Genomic DNA, 17212 nt, shown 5'->3' on the forward strand with positions numbered 1-17212 from the left:
CACAGCGGTACGCGAACAGACGCGTCCGCAGGGCATACCGGGGCGCGAAGCACGGAGGAGCACCGTTGAGCAGGTTGCGCTGGCTGACCGCGGGGGAGTCCCACGGTCCCGCACTCGTCGCGACGCTGGAGGGTCTTCCCGCCGGCGTGCCGATCACCACGGAGATGGTGGCGGACCACCTCGCGAGGCGGCGGCTGGGCTATGGACGCGGTGCCCGGATGAAGTTCGAGCGCGACGAGGTGACCTTCCTCGGCGGTGTCCGGCACGGTCTGACCCTCGGTTCCCCCATCGCGGTGATGGTGGGCAACACCGAGTGGCCGAAGTGGGAGCAGGTCATGGCGGCCGATCCGGTCGACCCCGAGATCCTGGCCGGCCTGGCGCGCAACGCCCCGCTGACCCGCCCCCGCCCGGGCCACGCCGACCTGGCCGGCATGCAGAAGTACGGCTTCGACGAGGCCCGCCCGATCCTCGAGCGTGCCTCCGCCCGTGAGACGGCCGCCCGGGTGGCGCTGGGCGCGGTGGCCCGGTCGTACCTCAGGGAGACGGCCGGCGTCGAGATCGTCAGCCATGTCACCGAGCTGGCCGCGGCCAAGGCTCCCTACGGCGTGTACCCGACCCCCGCCGACGTGGAGCGGCTGGACGCGGACCCGGTGCGCTGCCTGGACGCGGACGCCTCGGAGGCGATGGTCGCGGAGATCGACCAGGCCCACAAGGACGGCGACACCCTCGGCGGCGTGGTCGAGGTGCTGGCGTACGGCGTTCCCGTCGGCCTCGGTTCCCACGTCCACTGGGACCGTCGCCTCGACGCCCGCCTGGCCGCCGCTCTCATGGGCATCCAGGCCATCAAGGGTGTGGAGGTCGGTGACGGGTTCGACCTCGCCCGCGTCCCCGGCTCCCAGGCGCACGACGAGATTCTCGCCACCCCCGACGGCATCAAGCGCGCCTCCGGCCGCTCCGGCGGCACCGAGGGCGGCCTGACCACCGGTGAGCTGCTGCGCGTACGCGCGGCGATGAAGCCCATCGCGACCGTCCCGCGCGCCCTGAAGACCGTTGACGTCGTCACCGGCGAGGAGACGGCCGCCCATCACCAGCGTTCCGACGTGTGCGCGGTCCCGGCCGCCGGCATCGTGGCCGAGGCCATGGTCGCCCTGGTCCTCGCGGACGCGGTCGCGGAGAAGTTCGGCGGCGACAGCGTCACCGAGACGCGCCGCAACGTGACGTCCTACCTCGACAACCTGGCCATCCGATGAGCCCGCGGATCGTACTGGTCGGCCCGATGGGCGTGGGCAAGTCCACCGTCGGCCGCCTGCTGGCCGAGCGGCTGGGCGTCGGTTTCCGCGACACCGACGACGACATCGTCACCGCCGAGAACCGGACCATCGCCGACATCTTCGTCGACGACGGCGAGGCCGCGTTCCGCGCCGTCGAGAAGCGCGTGGTGCGCACCGCGCTCGCCGGGCACGAGGGCGTCCTGGCCCTGGGCGGCGGCGCGGTCCTCGACTCCGGCACCCGCGCACTGCTCGCCTCCCGGCAGGTCGTCTATCTGTCGATGGACGTCGAGGAGGCGGTCAGGCGCACCGGCCTGGGCGCCGCCCGGCCGCTGCTCGCGGTCCACCCCCGCAAACAGTGGCGCGAACTGATGGAAGCCCGCCGGCACCTCTACGAGGAGGTCGCCACGGCCGTGGTGCCGACCGACGGCCGTACGCCCGAGGAGGTCACCGAGGCCGTCCTGGACGCGCTGGAACTGGAACCCGTACCTCCCGGGGGGCACCCCCCGGACTCCCGGCCGGAGGACGCTGTGGTGAACGATGTGACAAGGATCCGGATCGGCGGCACCGCCGGATCCGAGCCCTACGAGGTCCTGGTGGGCCGTCAGCTCCTCGGCGAGCTGCCGGATCTCATCGGCGACCGGGCCAAGCGCGTCGCGGTCGTGCACCCCGAAGCGCTCGCCGAGACCGGGGAAGCGCTCCGCGAGGACCTCGCCGCACAGGGCTACGAGGCCATCGCCGTCCAGGTGCCCAACGCCGAGGAGGCGAAGACCGCCGAGGTCGCGGCCTACTGCTGGAAGGCGCTCGGCCAGTCCGGTTTCACCCGCACCGACGTGATCGTCGGCGTGGGCGGCGGCGCCACCACCGACCTGGCCGGGTTCGTGGCCGCCAGCTGGCTGCGCGGGGTCCGCTGGATCGCCGTCCCCACCACCGTCCTGGCCATGGTCGACGCGGCCGTCGGCGGCAAGACGGGCATCAACACCGCCGAGGGGAAGAACCTCGTCGGGGCCTTCCACCCGCCCGCCGGCGTCCTGTGCGACCTGGCCGCGCTGGACTCCCTGTCGGTCAACGACTACGTGTCGGGCCTGGCGGAGGTCATCAAGGCCGGCTTCATCGCCGACCCGGTGATCCTGGACCTGATCGAGTCCGACCCCGCGGCCGCCCGCACCCCGGCCGGCCCGCACACCGCCGAACTGATCGAACGCTCCATCAGGGTCAAGGCGGAGGTGGTCTCCTCCGACCTGAAGGAACAGGGTCTGCGCGAGATCCTCAACTACGGCCACACCCTCGGCCACGCCATCGAGAAGAACGAGCGCTACAAGTGGCGCCATGGCGCGGCCGTGTCCGTGGGCATGCACTTCGCCGCCGAACTGGGGCGTCTCGCGGGCCGTCTCGACGACGCCACCGCGGACCGCCACCGCACGATCCTGGAGTCGGTCGGCCTGCCGCTGCACTACCGCCACGACCAGTGGCCGAAACTCCTGGAAGCGATGAAGGTCGACAAGAAGTCCCGCGGCGATCTGCTGCGCTTCGTCGTCCTCGACGCCCTCGCCAAGCCCACGGTGCTCGAAGGCCCCGACCCGGCCGTCCTGCTCGCCGCGTACGGCGAGGTGGGGGAGTAACCGGGCACTCATCACCGCCCCCGGCCGTTCACACAACGACGGCAGGGGGCGGTACCGTTCGGTAGCGCGGCGCGGGGAACCCCGCGCTCAGCACCCCATTCGCCTGTACGAGACGGAGTGGCACCGGATGCAGCACGCAGGGGGTTCTCCGCTGCCGCCGCCCCATCAGCCGGGGCACCGGCCGGCCGCCGGCTGGTCACCGGCCGCGCACCACCCGGGCCCGCACCCGGGGCCCGTCCCCGCGCCGATGCCTCCTCCGGCTCCGGGTTATCCCGTGCCTCCGCCCGCACCGTCCGCGGGTCCGCAGCACGCCTCCATGCCCCCGCCCCCGGACACCACCGGCCATGTGCCGCTGCCGCCCGGCGGCCCCGTCGCCATGCCGAGCCCTCCGGTGGCCCCGGCGGCACCCGATCCGGCCGGCACGATCCTCGCGGTGCTGCTCATAGGGCCCGCGGGCGCCGGCAAGACGAGTGTGGCCAAGTACTGGGCGGACCACCGCCGGGTCCCGACCGCCCACATCAGCCTGGACGACGTGCGCGAGTGGGTCCGCTCCGGCTTCGCCGACCCGCAGTCCGGGTGGAACGACCACTCCGAGGCGCAGTACCGCCTGGCCCGCCGCACGTGTGGATTCGCCGCGCGCAACTTCCTCGCCAACGGCATCTCCTGCATCCTCGACGACGCGGTCTTCCCCGACCGCCCGGTCGTCGGCCTCGGCGGCTGGAAGCGGCACGTGGGCCCCGGCCTGCTGCCGGTCGTCCTCCTCCCGGGCCTGGACATCGTCCTGGAACGCAACGCGGAGCGCAGCGGCAACCGACGGCTGACCGACGAGGAGGTCGCCCGCATACACGGCCGCATGGCGGGTTGGTACGGCTCGGGGCTGCCCATCATCGACAACTCCCAGCTGGACATACCGGAGACGGCCCGCATCCTGGACGACGTCCTGGCCCGCTCGATAGCCAGCCCGCCGCATTGGTGATCACCGCGGTGCCCGCCTGACCGGAGCCGCGCCGAACCGGAGTCCGCCGCTTGTCCGGTCCCCACCCCTGTCACCGTGGAAGTACGGTACGGGCCCGGCTGCGGCGGGCTCGCCGCACCACCACACCCCCGGCCCACGGCGCCGCCGCCGGCATCCCCGGCCCCCACTCGGCCCCGCTCGACCGGCGACATCCCCCCTCCCCTCCTACGCTCGAAGAATGTCTGAGGTCTACGCGATCCGCCGGACGCGGCTACGGGAATGCTGCAACGCGGTCGGCAGCGCGGCGGCGCTGGTCTCCCGCCCCGCCAATGTGCGCTACCTCGCCGGCGCCGCCCCCGAGGGCGCCGTACTCCTGCTGGGCAGGACCGAGGACGTCCTCGTGTGCGCGGGTCCGCCGGACGACCGGTCCCCGCAGAGCCGCCCCGACGAATCCCTGCGTCTGCACGTGATGAACGGCATCGGCGGCGACCCCGCCGCCACGGCCGCCGACCTCGCCGTCGCCCAGGATGCCGACTCCCTCGCCGTGGAGGAGCACCACCTCACCGTGACCCGGCACCGCCGGATCCACTCGGTCGCCCCCAAGCTCCGCCTCGCCGGTATCGCCGGCGCCGTGGAACAGCTCCGCGTGGTCAAGGACGAGGAGGAGATCTCCTGCCTCCGCATCGGCGCGGAGATCACCGACCAGGCCCTGGGCGAACTCCTGGAGTCGATCCTCGTGGGCCGCACCGAACGTCACCTCGCGCTGGAACTGGAACGCCGCCTGGTCGACCACGGCGCCGACGGCCCCGCCTTCCCCACCTCCGTGGCCACCGGCCCGAACGCCGGCCGCCCCGGCCACCGCCCCACCGACCGCCGCGTCGAGGAGGGCGACTTCCTCTCCGTCTGCCTGGGCGCCACCTACCGCGGCTACCGCTGCGAGATCGGCCGTACGTTCGTCATCGGCACGGCGCCCGCCGACTGGCAGATCGAGCTGTACGACCTCGTCTTCTCGGCCCAGCGAGCGGGCCGGGAGTCGCTGATGCCGGGCGCCGCGTACCGCGACGTGGACCGCGCGGCACGCCATGTACTGGATTCCGCGGGGTACGCCGAGGCCCTCCCGGTGCTCACCGGTCACGGTGTGGGACTGGAAATCGACGAGGACCCTCAATTGACCCCTGCGGCCATGGGTAAACTGGACGCTTGTGTGCCGGTCACCGTCGAACCGGGGGTTCATCTCCCCGGCCGGGGCGGGGTCCGGATCGATGACACGCTCGTCGTGCGCCCCGAGGCGGACGGCGGACCCGAGCTACTCACCATCACGACCAAGGAGCTGCTCGCGCTCTAGCCCCGTGCTGTGCGCCTGCCCCCGCCCCGGCCGTCGTCCACGTCAGTCAGTCCAGTCCAGGAGATTCCGCAACCGTGGCTTCCACGAACGACCTCAAGAACGGCATGGTGCTCAAGCTCGAAGGCGGCCAGCTCTGGTCCGTCGTCGAGTTCCAGCACGTCAAGCCCGGCAAGGGCCCGGCCTTCGTGCGCACCAAGCTGAAGAACGTGCTGTCCGGCAAGACCGTCGACAAGACCTTCAACGCCGGCGTCAAGGTCGAAACGGCCACCGTCGACAAGCGCGACATGCAGTTCTCGTACATGGACGGCGACTACTTCGTCTTCATGGACATGCAGACCTACGACCAGCTGCACGTCGACCGCAAGACGGTCGCCGACGCGGCCAACTTCCTCGTCGAGGGCTTCGAGGCCACCGTGGCGCAGCACGAGGGCGAGGTGCTCTTCGTCGAGCTGCCCACCGCCGTCGAGCTGACCATCCAGGAGACCGAGCCGGGCGTGCAGGGCGACCGCTCCACCGGCGGCACCAAGCCGGCCATCCTGGAGACCGGCCACCAGATCCAGGTCCCCCTCTTCATCACCACCGGTGAGAAGATCAAGGTCGACACCCGCACCAGCGACTACCTCGGCCGGGTGAACAGCTAACCGTGGCTGCCCGCAACACGGCCCGCAAGCGCGCCTTCCAGATCCTCTTCGAGGGCGACCAGCGTGGCACGGAGGTCCAGACGGTCCTCGCCGACTGGATCCGGCATTCCCGGACCGACACCCGGCAGCCGCCGGTGAGCGAGTACACGATGCAGTTGGTCGAGGGCTACGCGGAACACGCGAGGCACATCGACGAGCTGATCAGCCAGTACTCGGTCGGCTGGACCCTCGACCGGATGCCGGTCGTGGACCGCAGCATCCTGCGCCTCGGCGCGTACGAGCTGATCTGGGTGGACGAGACCCCGGACGCGGTGGTCCTCGACGAGATGGTGCAGTTGGCGAAGGAGTTCTCGACCGACGAGTCGCCCTCCTTCATCAACGGCCTGCTCGGCCGGTTCAAGGAGCTCAAGCCGTCTCTGCGCCGGGAGTAGGAGCCGTCCCACCGGGCGCGGCACACCGCACCCGGCCTCGGACGGCCCGCACCCGGCTTCCGACGGCCCGCGGCCGGACCGGGACCTGCCGCCGGTCCGACGAATCCGCCGCTCCGACGAAAACCGCCGGGGTGGCCGGAACCGACTAGGTTCCGGCCACCCCGGCGGCACGTTTCTGCGTGACCCCGCGGAGCCCCTACTCGTCGTGGGAGGCCACGGCACGCCGCGCGTCCGCGTCCAGGACGCCCCAGCTGATCAGCTGCTCGGTGAGCACCGAGGGCGACTGGTCGTAGATGACGGCGAGGGTGCGCAGGTCGTCCTGACGGATCGAGAGCACCTTGCCGTTGTAGTCGCCGCGCTGGGACTGGATCGTCGCCGCGTAGCGCTGCAGCGGGCCCGCCTTCTCGGCCGGCACCGTGGCCAGCCGCTCCAGGTCCAGGACCAGCTTCGGCGGCGGCTCGGCGGCGCCTCCCGGGGTGGTACCCGGCAGCAGCTCCTGCACCGGCACGCCGTAGAAGTCCGCCAGCTCCGCAAGGCGCTGTACGGTCACGGCGCGGTCGCCGCGCTCGTACGAACCGACCACGACCGCCTTCCAGCGGCCCTGGGACTTCTCCTCGACACCGTGGAGGGAAAGGCCCTGCTGGGTGCGGATCGCCCGGAGCTTGGCCCCGAGCTGTTTGGCGTATTCGCTGGACATATAGCTCCCCGGCACTGTGTCGACGCGGCTCTGGCTGGTTTCCATGCCGCGCGGCTGGTAACTCACTGTGAGGTTACGCAGCGTTACTCTCATGCGTCAAGCCGAATGGTCCACACCGACTCTTCCGTGGTAGCGAAGATCGGCTACGCCATTGGAGTGATGGGGGGTGTCGTTCCGCGCGGATTCCGGCCTGATAGCCTGAGCGACGCAATCCGACGTCCTTTAACGTCCGTCCCGTGAGGCGGAGAAGGAGGTCCGTTTCATATGGACAAGCAGCAGACCCAGCAGGCCGACCCCGCACAGTCCGATGCCCGGCCCGTTCTCGAAGGCCCGGACATCGCGCGGGTACTGACCCGCATCGCCCACGAGATCGTCGAACGCGCCAAGGGCGCCGACGACGTGGTGCTCCTCGGCATTCCGACCCGAGGCGTCTTCCTCGCCCGGCGGCTCGCCGCCAAGCTCGAGCAGATCACCGAGCGCAAGGTCCCGGTCGGCTCGCTCGACATCACGATGTACCGCGACGACCTGCGCATGCACCCTCCGCGCGCGCTGGCCCGCACCGAGATCCCGGGTGACGGCATCGACGGCCGGCTGGTCGTCCTCGTCGACGACGTGCTCTTCTCCGGCCGCACCATCCGCGCCGCCCTCGACGCGCTGAACGACATCGGGCGCCCCCGCGCGGTGCAGCTCGCCGTCCTCGTCGACCGTGGCCACCGCGAACTGCCCATCCGCGCCGACTACGTCGGCAAGAACCTCCCCACGTCGCTGCGGGAGACGGTCAAGGTCCTGCTCGCCGAGGAAGACGGTCGCGACACCGTGCTGCTCGGCGCCAAGCGGACCGCTCAGTAGCTCCTCGGGCGCGCACCGACGGGTGTGCGCCGGCTCGGCACGCCTGCGCGCGTACCCGTCCGCCCGATTTCGCCACATTGAACTGCCTTACGGAGCCTGACAGATGCAGCGTCATCTCATCTCGGCCGCCGACCTCACCCGCGACGACGCCGTCCTGATCCTCGACACCGCCGAGGAGATGGCCCGGGTCGCCGACCGGCCGATCAAGAAACTTCCGACCCTGCGCGGCCGCACGGTCGTGAACCTCTTCTTCGAGGACTCCACCCGCACCCGGATCTCCTTCGAGGCCGCCGAGAAGCGGCTGTCCGCGGACGTCATCAACTTCACCGCGAAGGGCTCCAGCGTCTCCAAGGGCGAGTCCCTGAAGGACACCGCCCAGACCCTGGAGGCCATGGGCGTCGACGCCGTGGTCATCCGGCACGGCGCCTCCGGGGCCCCGTACCGGCTGGCGACCTCGGGCTGGATCGACGCGCACGTCATCAACGCGGGCGACGGCACCCACCAGCACCCGACCCAGGCCCTGCTCGACGCCTTCACCATGCGGCGCCGGCTGGTCGGCCGGGACGCCGGGATCGGACGGGACCTCGCCGGCCGGCGCATCACGATCGTCGGCGACGTCCTGCACAGCCGGGTCGCCCGCTCCAACGTCGACCTGCTGCACACCCTCGGCGCCGAGGTCACCCTCGTCGCCCCGCCCACGCTGCTGCCGGTCGGCATCGACACCTGGCCCTGCGAGGTCTCCTACGACCTCGACTCCACGCTGGCGAAGTCCGACGCGGTGATGATGCTGCGGGTGCAGCGCGAGCGGATGAACGCCGCCTTCTTCCCCACCGAGCGGGAGTACTCGCGCCGCTACGGCCTCGACGGCGAGCGCATGGCGCGGATGCCCGGACACGCCATCGTGATGCACCCGGGTCCGATGGTCCGCGGCATGGAGATCACCGCCGACGTCGCGGACTCCGACCGCTGCACCGTGATCGAGCAGGTCACGAACGGAGTCTCCATCCGGATGGCCGTCCTCTACCTGCTGCTGGGCGGCAACGAGCCCGCCGTGACCCACGCCCGTACCACCGAGGAGAAGTAAGAATCATGAGCAAGATCCTGATCCGCGGTGCGAAGGTCCTCGGCGGCGAGCCGCGGGACGTACTGATCGACGGCCGGACGATCGCCGAGGTCGGCACCGGCCTGTCCGCCGAGGGTGCCGAGGTCGTGGAGGCCGCCGGCCGGGTTCTCCTGCCGGGTCTGGTCGATCTGCACACGCACCTGCGCGAGCCCGGCCGCGAGGACTCCGAGACCGTGCTGACCGGTACCCGCGCGGCGGCGAGCGGCGGCTACACCAACGTGTTCGCCATGGCCAACACCTTCCCGGTCGCCGACACCGCCGGCGTCGTCGAGCAGGTCTGGCGGCTCGGCCAGGAGTCCGGCTACTGCGACGTACAGCCCATCGGCGCCGTCACCGTAGGGCTCGAGGGCCGCAAACTCGCCGAACTGGGCGCGATGCACGAGTCCGCGGCCGGTGTCACGGTCTTCTCCGACGACGGCAAGTGCGTCCACGACGCCGTGATCATGCGCCGCGCGCTGGAGTACGTGAAGGCGTTCGGCGGGGTCGTCGCCCAGCACGCGCAGGAGCCGCGGCTCACCGAGGGCGCCGAGATGAACGAAGGCGTCGTCTCCGCCCAGCTCGGCCTCGGCGGCTGGCCCGCCGTGGCCGAGGAGTCGGTCATCGCGCGGGACGTGCTGCTCGCCGAGCACGTCGGCTCCCGCGTCCACATCTGCCACCTGTCGACCGCCGGGTCCGTCGAGATCGTCCGCTGGGCCAAGTCCCGCGGCATCGACGTCACCGCCGAGGTCACCCCGCACCACCTCCTCCTCACCGACGAGCTGGTACGGACGTACAACCCGGTCTACAAGGTCAACCCGCCGCTGCGTACCGAGCGGGACGTCATGGCCCTGCGCGAGGCGCTCGCCGACGGCACGATCGACATCGTCGCCACCGACCACGCCCCGCACCCGCACGAGGACAAGGACTGCGAGTGGGCCGCCGCCGCCATGGGCATGGTCGGCCTGGAGACGGCGCTGTCGGTGGTCCAGGAGACGATGGTCGACACCGGGCTGCTGGACTGGGCCGGCGTCGCCGACCGCATGTCCTTCGGGCCCGCGCGCATCGGACGGGCCAAGGGCCACGGCCGTCCCGTCTCGGCAGGTGAGCCCGCCAACCTCACCCTTCTCGACACGGCATACCGTGGCCCCGTGGACCCCGCGGGCTTCGCCTCGCGCAGCCGCAACACCCCGTACGAGGGCCGTGAGCTGCCGGGCCGTGTCACCCACACCTGGCTCCGGGGCAAGGCCACGCTCGTCGACGGGAAGCTCACGTGACACCTGTAATCCTGCTGGCCGCCGGGAAGGAATCGGCGGAAGTGACCGACTGGGCCGCCCGGATCGGCTGGGTCGTCGGACTCGCCCTCTTCGTCGCGCTCGTCTACTGGCTGATGCGCGAGGGCTGGAAGTGGCGAGGCACCCTCCAGGGCGACCTTCCGGAGCTGCACAGCGCGCCGGACGACCCGGGCCCGGCGAAACTGGAGCTGAGCGGCCGCTACCACGGCTCCACGACCGCCGGTCAGTGGCTCGACCGCATCGTGGCGCACGGCCTGGGCACCCGCAGCAGGGCCGAGCTGACGCTCACCGACGCCGGACTGGACGTCGTACGCCCCGGAGCGGAGGACTTCTTCATCCCGGCGGACGCGCTGCGCGAGGTCCGGCTGGACAAGGGCATCGCCGGCAAGGTCCTCACCGAGGGCGGCCTGCTGATTGTCACCTGGGCACACGGCGAGCGGCTGATCGACTCCGGTTTCCGCTCCGACCACGCGGCCGAGCACAACGAGTGGGCCGAGACCCTCCGCCACATGATCGACAAGATGGAAGGCGCACGATGACAACCTCCACCAGGGGAACCGGCAAGGTTCCCGCCGTACTCGTCCTGGAGGACGGCCGGAGTTTCCGCGGCCGTTCCTACGGGGCGGTGGGGGAGACCTTCGGCGAAGCGGTGTTCTCCACCGGTATGACCGGTTACCAGGAGACCCTCACCGACCCGTCCTACCACCGCCAGGTCGTCGTCATGACCGCCCCGCACGTGGGGAACACCGGCGTCAACGACGAGGACATGGAGTCCCGGAGGATCTGGGTCTCCGGCTACGTCGTCCGCGACCCCGCACGCGTCCCCTCCAACTGGCGCTCGACGCGCTCGCTGGACGAGGAGCTGGCCGCCCAGGGCGTCGTCGGCATCTGCGGCATCGACACCCGCGCGCTCACCCGCCATCTGCGGGAACGCGGCGCCATGCGGGTCGGCGTCTTCTCCGGTGACGCGGTCACCGACGAGGCCTCGATGCTCGCGCGGGTGCGCAGGGCCCCCGAGATGAGCGGCGCCGACCTCTCCGCAGAGGTCGCCACCACCGAGCCGTACGTCGTCCCGGCGGTCGGCGAGAAGCGGTTCACCGTCGCCGCCGTCGACCTCGGCATCAAGGGCATGACCCCGCACCGGATGGCCGAGCGTGGCATCGAGGTGCACGTCCTGCCGGCCACGGCGACCGTGGAGGACGTCTACGCCGTCGACCCGGACGGCGTCTTCTTCTCCAACGGACCCGGCGACCCGTCCACCGCCGACCACGCGGTCTCCGTCATGCGGGCGGTCCTGGAACGCGGCACCCCGCTCTTCGGCATCTGCTTCGGCAACCAGATCCTGGGCCGGGCCCTCGGCTTCGGCACCTACAAGCTGAAGTACGGCCACCGCGGCATCAACCAGCCGGTGCAGGACCGTACGACCGGCAAGGTCGAGGTCACCGCGCACAACCACGGCTTCGCCGTCGACGCCCCGCTGGACAAGGTCTCCGACACCCCCTACGGCCGTGCCGAGGTCTCCCACGTGTGCCTCAACGACAACGTGGTGGAGGGTCTCCAGCTGCTCGACCGGCCGGCCTTCAGCGTCCAGTACCACCCGGAAGCGGCAGCCGGCCCGCACGACGCCGCCTACCTGTTCGACCGCTTCACCTCTCTGATGAGCACCGTTCCGATGGAGGGCCAGCGTGCCTAAGCGCACCGATATCCAGTCCGTCCTGGTCATCGGCTCCGGCCCGATCGTCATCGGCCAGGCCGCCGAGTTCGACTACTCCGGCACCCAGGCGTGCCGGGTGCTGCGCGCCGAGGGCCTGCGGGTGATCCTGGTGAACTCCAACCCGGCGACGATCATGACCGACCCGGAGATCGCCGACGCCACCTATGTCGAGCCGATCACCCCGGAGTTCGTCGAGAAGATCATCGCCAAGGAGCGGCCCGACGCGCTGCTGCCCACCCTGGGCGGGCAGACGGCCCTCAACGCGGCGATCTCCCTGCACGGCAGCGGCGTCCTGGAGAAGTACGGCGTCGAGCTGATCGGCGCCAACGTCGAGGCCATCAACAAGGGCGAGGACCGGGACCTGTTCAAGGAGGTCGTGGAGGAGGTCCGCAGGAAGACCGGCCACGGCGAGTCCGCCCGCTCCTGCATCTGCCACTCCATGGACGACGTCCTCAAGGGCGTGGAGGAACTCGGCGGCTACCCGGTCGTCGTCCGGCCCTCCTTCACCATGGGCGGCGCCGGCTCCGGCTTCGCGCACGACGAGGAGGAACTGCGCCGCATCGCCGGCCAGGGCCTGACCCTCTCGCCGACCACCGAGGTGCTCCTGGAGGAGTCCATCCTCGGCTGGAAGGAGTACGAGCTGGAACTGATGCGCGACAAGAACGACAACGTCGTGGTCGTCTGCTCCATCGAGAACTTCGACCCCATGGGTGTGCACACCGGCGACTCGATCACCGTCGCGCCCGCGATGACGCTGACCGACCGCGAGTACCAGGTGCTGCGCGACGTCGGCATCGCGATCATCCGCGAGGTCGGCGTCGACACCGGTGGCTGCAACATCCAGTTCGCGGTGAACCCCGAGGACGGCCGGGTCATCGTCATCGAGATGAACCCGCGGGTGTCGCGCTCCTCCGCGCTCGCCTCCAAGGCGACCGGTTTCCCGATCGCCAAGATCGCCGCCAAGCTGGCCGTCGGCTACACCCTCGACGAGATCCCCAACGACATCACACGGGAGACCCCGGCCTCCTTCGAGCCGACGCTCGACTACGTGGTCGTGAAGGCCCCCCGGTTCGCCTTCGAGAAGTTCCCGAGCGCCGACTCCACGCTCACCACCACCATGAAGTCGGTCGGCGAGGCCATGGCCATCGGCCGCAACTTCACCGAGGCCTTCCAGAAGGCGCTGCGCTCCCTGGAGAAGAAGGGCAGCCAGTTCACCTTCGTCGGCGAACCCGGTGACAAGGCCGCACTGCTGCGCGAGGCGGTCCGTCCGACCGACGGCCGGATCAACGCGGTCATGGGCGCGATCCGGGCGGGCGCCACCCCTGAGGAGGTGTTCGACGCCACGAAGATCGACCCCTGGTTCGTCGACCAGCTCTTCCTCATCAAGGAGACCGCCGACGAGCTGGCCGCGGCGCCCGAGCTGACGCGCGAGCTGCTCGCCGAAGCCAAGCGCCACGGCTTCTCCGACCAGCAGATCGGCGAGATCCGCGGCCTGCGCGAGGACGTCGTGCGCGAGGTGCGGCACGTGCTGGGCATCCGCCCGGTCTACAAGACCGTCGACACCTGCGCCGCCGAGTTCGCCGCGAGCACCCCGTACTTCTACTCCTCCTACGACGAGGAGAGCGAGGTCGCGCCCCGCGAGAAGCCTGCGGTGATCATCCTGGGCTCCGGTCCCAACCGCATCGGCCAGGGCATCGAGTTCGACTACTCCTGCGTCCACGCCTCCTTCGCGCTGTCCGAGGCCGGCTACGAGACCGTGATGGTCAACTGCAACCCGGAGACCGTCTCCACCGACTACGACACCTCCGACCGGCTCTACTTCGAGCCGCTCACCCTGGAGGACGTGCTGGAGATCGTCCACGCGGAGCGGCGGGCCGGACCGATCGCGGGCGTCGTCGTCCAGCTCGGCGGCCAGACCCCGCTCGGCCTGGCCCAGGCGCTGAAGGACAACGGCGTGCCGATCGTCGGCACACCCCCGGAGGCCATCCACGCCGCCGAGGACCGCGGCGCCTTCGGCCAGGTCCTCAAGGAGGCCGGCCTGCCCGCCCCCAAGCACGGCACCGCCACCACCTTCGCCGAGGCCAAGACCATCGCCGACGAGATCGGCTACCCGGTCCTCGTCCGCCCGTCCTACGTGCTCGGCGGCCGCGGTATGGAGATCGTCTACGACGAGACCCGGCTGCAGTCCTACATCACCGAGTCGACCGAGATCAGCCCCTCCCGGCCGGTGCTCGTCGACCGCTTCCTCGACGACGCCATAGAGATCGACGTCGACGCCCTCTACGACGGCGAGGAGCTGTACCTCGGCGGCGTCATGGAGCACATCGAGGAGGCCGGCATCCACTCCGGCGACTCGGCGTGCGCCCTGCCGCCGATCACGCTCGGCGGGTTCGACATCAAGCGGCTGCGCGCCTCCACGGAGGCCATCGCACGCGGTGTCGGCGTACGCGGACTGATCAACATCCAGTTCGCGCTCTCCGGCGACATCCTCTACGTCCTCGAGGCCAACCCACGCGCCTCGCGCACCGTCCCCTTCACCTCGAAGGCGACCGCGGTGCCGCTGGCGAAGGCCGCCGCGCGGATCTCGCTCGGCGCCACCGTCGCCGGACTGCGGGCCGAGGGCCTGCTCCCGGCGAAGGGCGACGGCGGCGAGCTGCCGCTGGACGCGCCGATCTCCGTCAAGGAGGCCGTTATGCCGTGGTCGCGCTTCCGCGACATCCACGGCCGCGGCGTCGACACGGTGCTCGGCCCGGAGATGCGCTCCACCGGCGAGGTCATGGGCATCGACTCCGTCTTCGGCACGGCCTACGCCAAGTCGCAGGCGGGCGCCTACGGACCGCTGCCGACCAAGGGACGGGCCTTCATCTCGGTCGCCAACCGCGACAAGCGTTCGATGATCTTCCCCGCGCGGGAACTGGTGGCGCACGGCTTCGACCTGCTCGCCACCTCCGGCACCGCCGAGGTCCTCAAGCGCAACGGCATCAACGCCACCGTGGTGCGCAAGCAGTCCGAGGGCACCGGCCCGAACGGCGAGCGGACCATCGTCCAGCTCATCCACGACGGCGAGGTCGACCTCATCGTCAACACCCCCTACGGCACCGGCGGCCGCCTCGACGGCTACGACATCCGTACGGCCGCCGTGGCCCGGTCCGTGCCCTGCCTGACGACGGTCCAGGCGCTCGCCGCCGCGGTCCAGGGCATCGACGCGCTCAACCGGGGGGACGTGGGCGTCCGCTCGCTCCAGGAACACGCGCGGCATCTGACAGCGGCCCGCGAGGACTAGCAGCCCGCAGGGGGACACCGGAAACGGTGTCCCCCTCTTCATGAGGGACACCATGTACAAGATTCTCTTCACCCTGCTCTTCCGCCGGATGGACCCCGAGCAGGCCCACCACCTGGCGTTCGGCTGGATCCGCCGCGTCGCGCGGGTCCCCGTCCTGCGTACCCTCGTCGCCGCCGTGCTCGCCCCGCGCCACACGGAGCTGCGCACCGAGGCCCTCGGGCTGCGCCTGCACAGCCCCTTCGGGCTCGCCGCCGGCTTCGACAAGAACGCGGTCGGGATCGACGGCATGGCGATGCTCGGCTTCGACCACGTCGAGATCGGCACCGTCACGGGGGAGCCGCAGCCGGGCAACCCGAAGAAGAGGCTGTTCCGCCTGGTCGCGGACCGCGCCCTGATCAACCGGATGGGCTTCAACAACGACGGCTCGCTCGCCGTCGCGGCACGCCTGGCCTCCCGCACGCCCGCCTTCAGGACCGTGGTCGGCGTCAACATCGGCAAGACCAAGGCCGTACCCGAGGACGAGGCCGTCGCCGACTACGTGAAGTCCGCGGAGCGGCTGGCACCGTACGCCGACTACCTGGTCGTGAACGTCTCCTCCCCGAACACACCCGGACTGCGCGACCTCCAGGCGGTGGACCACCTGCGCCCGCTGCTCACCGCCGTACGCGAGGCCGCCGACCGCGGCGTGCCGGCCCGCCGGGTGCCGCTGCTGGTGAAGATCGCTCCCGATCTCGCCGACGAGGACATCGACGCGGTCGCCGACCTCGCCGTGGAACTCGGCCTGGACGGCATCATCGCCACCAACACCACCATCGCCCGCGCGGGACTCGGGCTGACGTCCGACCCCGCGGCCGTCAAGGAGACCGGCGGCCTGTCCGGCGCCCCCCTGAAGGCACGCTCCCTCGAGGTGCTGCGCCGCCTGTACGCGCGCGTGGGCGACCGGATCACCCTGGTCGGGGTGGGCGGTGTCGAGAACGCCGAGGACGCCTGGCAGCGTGTCCTGGCCGGCGCCACGCTGGTCCAGGGCTACAGCGCCTTCGTCTACGAGGGCCCCTTCTGGGCCCGCGCCATGCACAAGGGGCTCGCCGCGCGGCTGCGCACCAGCCCCTACGCCACGCTCGCCGACGCGGTGGGCGCCGACGTGAGGACAACGGTATGACCGCTCCGGAACCCTTCGGCGCGCGGCTGCGCCGCGCGATGGACGAGCGGGGCCCGCTGTGCGTGGGCATCGACCCGCACGCCTCCCTGCTCGCCGAGTGGGGTCTGAACGACGACGTGAGGGGCCTGGAGACCTTCAGCCGTACGGTCGTCGAGGCGGTCGCCGGACGGGTAGCCGTCCTCAAGCCGCAGAGTGCCTTCTTCGAGCGCTTCGGCTCGCGCGGCATCGCCGTCCTGGAGAAGACGGTCCAGGAGGCACGGGCGGCCGGGGCACTGGTCGTCATGGACGCCAAGCGCGGTGACATCGGCTCCACCATGGCCGCCTACGCCGAGTCCTTCCTGCACAGGGACGCGCCCCTGTTCTCGGACGCGCTCACCGTCTCCCCGTACCTCGGTTACGGCTCGCTGAGCCCGGCCGTCGCGCTGGCCCGGGAGACCGGTACCGGGCTGTTCGTGCTGGCGCTGACGTCCAATCCGGAGGGCGGGGAGGTGCAGCACGCGGTGCGCGCCGACGGGCGTACCGTCGGGGCGACCGTGCTCGGGCACCTTGCCCTGGAGAACGCCGGCGAGGAGCCGCTGGGGTCCTTCGGCGCGGTGGTCGGCGCGACACTCGGCGACCTGTCCTCCTACGATCTGGACACCGGCGGCCCGATCCTCGCCCCCGGCATCGGCGCGCAGGGTGCCACGGCGGCCGATCTCCCGGCGGTGTTCGGAAGGACGGTGCGCAATGTCGTGCCCAACGTCAGCCGGGGAGTGTTGCGCCACGGTCCCGACGTGGTCGCTCTGCGTGACGCCGCGGAGCGGTTCGCGGAAGAGATCCGGACCGCGGTGACGGCTGCCTGAGACCGGCCGACG

Annotated in this window: 15 protein-coding genes; 14 read left to right on the plus strand and 1 reads right to left on the minus strand. The window is 71.1% G+C overall.

What is annotated here, in order from left to right:
• Positions 1-65: 65 nt before the first annotated feature.
• The 6 genes from aroC (at position 66) to nusB (ending at position 6262) form a co-directional block, all read left to right on the plus strand.
• Positions 66-1250: a chorismate synthase gene (aroC, locus tag HTV45_RS14220; protein ID WP_215206096.1), complete on the plus strand. Its 1185-nt coding sequence runs from the start codon at positions 66-68 to the stop codon at positions 1248-1250.
• Complete coding sequence (gene aroB / locus HTV45_RS14225) at positions 1247-2890, plus strand: 3-dehydroquinate synthase (protein WP_215206097.1); 1644 nt, start codon at positions 1247-1249, stop codon at positions 2888-2890. Before aroC ends, aroB begins: the two co-directional genes overlap by 4 nt.
• A gap of 127 nt (positions 2891-3017) precedes the next feature.
• Positions 3018-3866: a Pro-rich N-terminal domain-containing protein gene (locus HTV45_RS14230; protein WP_215206098.1), complete on the plus strand. Its 849-nt coding sequence runs from the start codon at positions 3018-3020 to the stop codon at positions 3864-3866.
• 217 nt (positions 3867-4083) lie between these two features.
• Positions 4084-5190 carry an aminopeptidase P family protein gene (locus HTV45_RS14235; RefSeq protein ID WP_215206099.1) on the plus strand — a complete coding sequence of 369 codons (1107 nt, stop codon included), beginning with the start codon at positions 4084-4086 and terminating at the stop codon, positions 5188-5190.
• Positions 5191-5264: 74 nt separating this feature from the next.
• Complete coding sequence (gene efp, locus HTV45_RS14240) at positions 5265-5831, plus strand: elongation factor P (protein WP_215206100.1); 567 nt, start codon at positions 5265-5267, stop codon at positions 5829-5831.
• 2 nt (positions 5832-5833) lie between these two features.
• Positions 5834-6262 (plus strand): transcription antitermination factor NusB, encoded by a 429-nt coding sequence (nusB, locus tag HTV45_RS14245; protein WP_215206101.1) that lies wholly within the window; start codon positions 5834-5836, stop codon positions 6260-6262.
• Between the two features lie 196 nt (positions 6263-6458).
• Here nusB and bldD read toward each other — a convergent pair whose 3' ends face one another.
• A complete protein-coding gene (bldD, locus tag HTV45_RS14250) occupies positions 6459-6959 on the minus strand; it encodes a transcriptional regulator BldD (RefSeq protein ID WP_215206102.1) in 501 nt (166 codons plus the stop codon).
• A gap of 264 nt (positions 6960-7223) precedes the next feature.
• Here bldD and pyrR point away from each other — a divergent pair, with 264 nt between their 5' ends.
• The 8 genes from pyrR (at position 7224) to pyrF (ending at position 17200) form a co-directional block, all read left to right on the plus strand.
• The gene (pyrR, locus tag HTV45_RS14255) at positions 7224-7808 is read left to right on the plus strand and encodes a bifunctional pyr operon transcriptional regulator/uracil phosphoribosyltransferase PyrR (RefSeq protein WP_215206103.1); all 585 of its coding nucleotides are present in this window, start codon (positions 7224-7226) and stop codon (positions 7806-7808) included.
• 103 nt (positions 7809-7911) lie between these two features.
• On the plus strand, positions 7912-8892 hold the full coding sequence (locus tag HTV45_RS14260; protein ID WP_215206104.1) for an aspartate carbamoyltransferase catalytic subunit: 981 nt from the start codon (positions 7912-7914) through the stop codon (positions 8890-8892).
• A gap of 5 nt (positions 8893-8897) precedes the next feature.
• Positions 8898-10184: a dihydroorotase gene (locus HTV45_RS14265; protein ID WP_215206105.1), complete on the plus strand. Its 1287-nt coding sequence runs from the start codon at positions 8898-8900 to the stop codon at positions 10182-10184.
• Complete coding sequence (locus tag HTV45_RS14270; protein WP_215206106.1) at positions 10181-10741, plus strand: hypothetical protein; 561 nt, start codon at positions 10181-10183, stop codon at positions 10739-10741. Before HTV45_RS14265 ends, HTV45_RS14270 begins: the two co-directional genes overlap by 4 nt.
• Positions 10738-11895: a glutamine-hydrolyzing carbamoyl-phosphate synthase small subunit gene (gene carA, locus HTV45_RS14275; RefSeq protein ID WP_215206107.1), complete on the plus strand. Its 1158-nt coding sequence runs from the start codon at positions 10738-10740 to the stop codon at positions 11893-11895. Before HTV45_RS14270 ends, carA begins: the two co-directional genes overlap by 4 nt.
• A complete protein-coding gene (gene carB, locus HTV45_RS14280; protein ID WP_215206108.1) occupies positions 11888-15199 on the plus strand; it encodes a carbamoyl-phosphate synthase large subunit in 3312 nt (1103 codons plus the stop codon). Before carA ends, carB begins: the two co-directional genes overlap by 8 nt.
• A gap of 52 nt (positions 15200-15251) precedes the next feature.
• Positions 15252-16358, plus strand: a complete 1107-nt coding sequence (locus tag HTV45_RS14285; protein ID WP_215206109.1) for a quinone-dependent dihydroorotate dehydrogenase — start codon at positions 15252-15254, stop codon at positions 16356-16358.
• A complete protein-coding gene (gene pyrF / locus HTV45_RS14290) occupies positions 16355-17200 on the plus strand; it encodes an orotidine-5'-phosphate decarboxylase (RefSeq protein ID WP_215206110.1) in 846 nt (281 codons plus the stop codon). The genes HTV45_RS14285 and pyrF overlap by 4 nt, the downstream gene beginning before the upstream one ends.
• Positions 17201-17212 lie beyond the last annotated feature (12 nt).

This window comes from Streptomyces sp. CHD11 (assembly GCF_018638295.1).
GTDB lineage: Bacteria > Actinomycetota > Actinomycetes > Streptomycetales > Streptomycetaceae > Streptomyces.

What these genes read in the sequence shown, in the direction of transcription:
- aroB (WP_215206097.1), top strand. Translation starts at nt 1,247, where the DNA reads ATGAGCCCGCGGATCGTACTGGTCGGCCCGATGGGCGTGGGCAAGTCC.
- HTV45_RS14230 (WP_215206098.1), top strand. Translation starts at nt 3,018, where the DNA reads ATGCAGCACGCAGGGGGTTCTCCGCTGCCGCCGCCCCATCAGCCGGGG.
- HTV45_RS14235 (WP_215206099.1), top strand. Translation starts at nt 4,084, where the DNA reads ATGTCTGAGGTCTACGCGATCCGCCGGACGCGGCTACGGGAATGCTGC.
- bldD (WP_215206102.1), bottom strand. Translation starts at nt 6,959, where the DNA reads ATGTCCAGCGAATACGCCAAACAGCTCGGGGCCAAGCTCCGGGCGATC.
- pyrR (WP_215206103.1), top strand. Translation starts at nt 7,224, where the DNA reads ATGGACAAGCAGCAGACCCAGCAGGCCGACCCCGCACAGTCCGATGCC.
- HTV45_RS14260 (WP_215206104.1), top strand. Translation starts at nt 7,912, where the DNA reads ATGCAGCGTCATCTCATCTCGGCCGCCGACCTCACCCGCGACGACGCC.
- HTV45_RS14265 (WP_215206105.1), top strand. Translation starts at nt 8,898, where the DNA reads ATGAGCAAGATCCTGATCCGCGGTGCGAAGGTCCTCGGCGGCGAGCCG.
- carA (WP_215206107.1), top strand. Translation starts at nt 10,738, where the DNA reads ATGACAACCTCCACCAGGGGAACCGGCAAGGTTCCCGCCGTACTCGTC.
- HTV45_RS14285 (WP_215206109.1), top strand. Translation starts at nt 15,252, where the DNA reads ATGTACAAGATTCTCTTCACCCTGCTCTTCCGCCGGATGGACCCCGAG.
- pyrF (WP_215206110.1), top strand. Translation starts at nt 16,355, where the DNA reads ATGACCGCTCCGGAACCCTTCGGCGCGCGGCTGCGCCGCGCGATGGAC.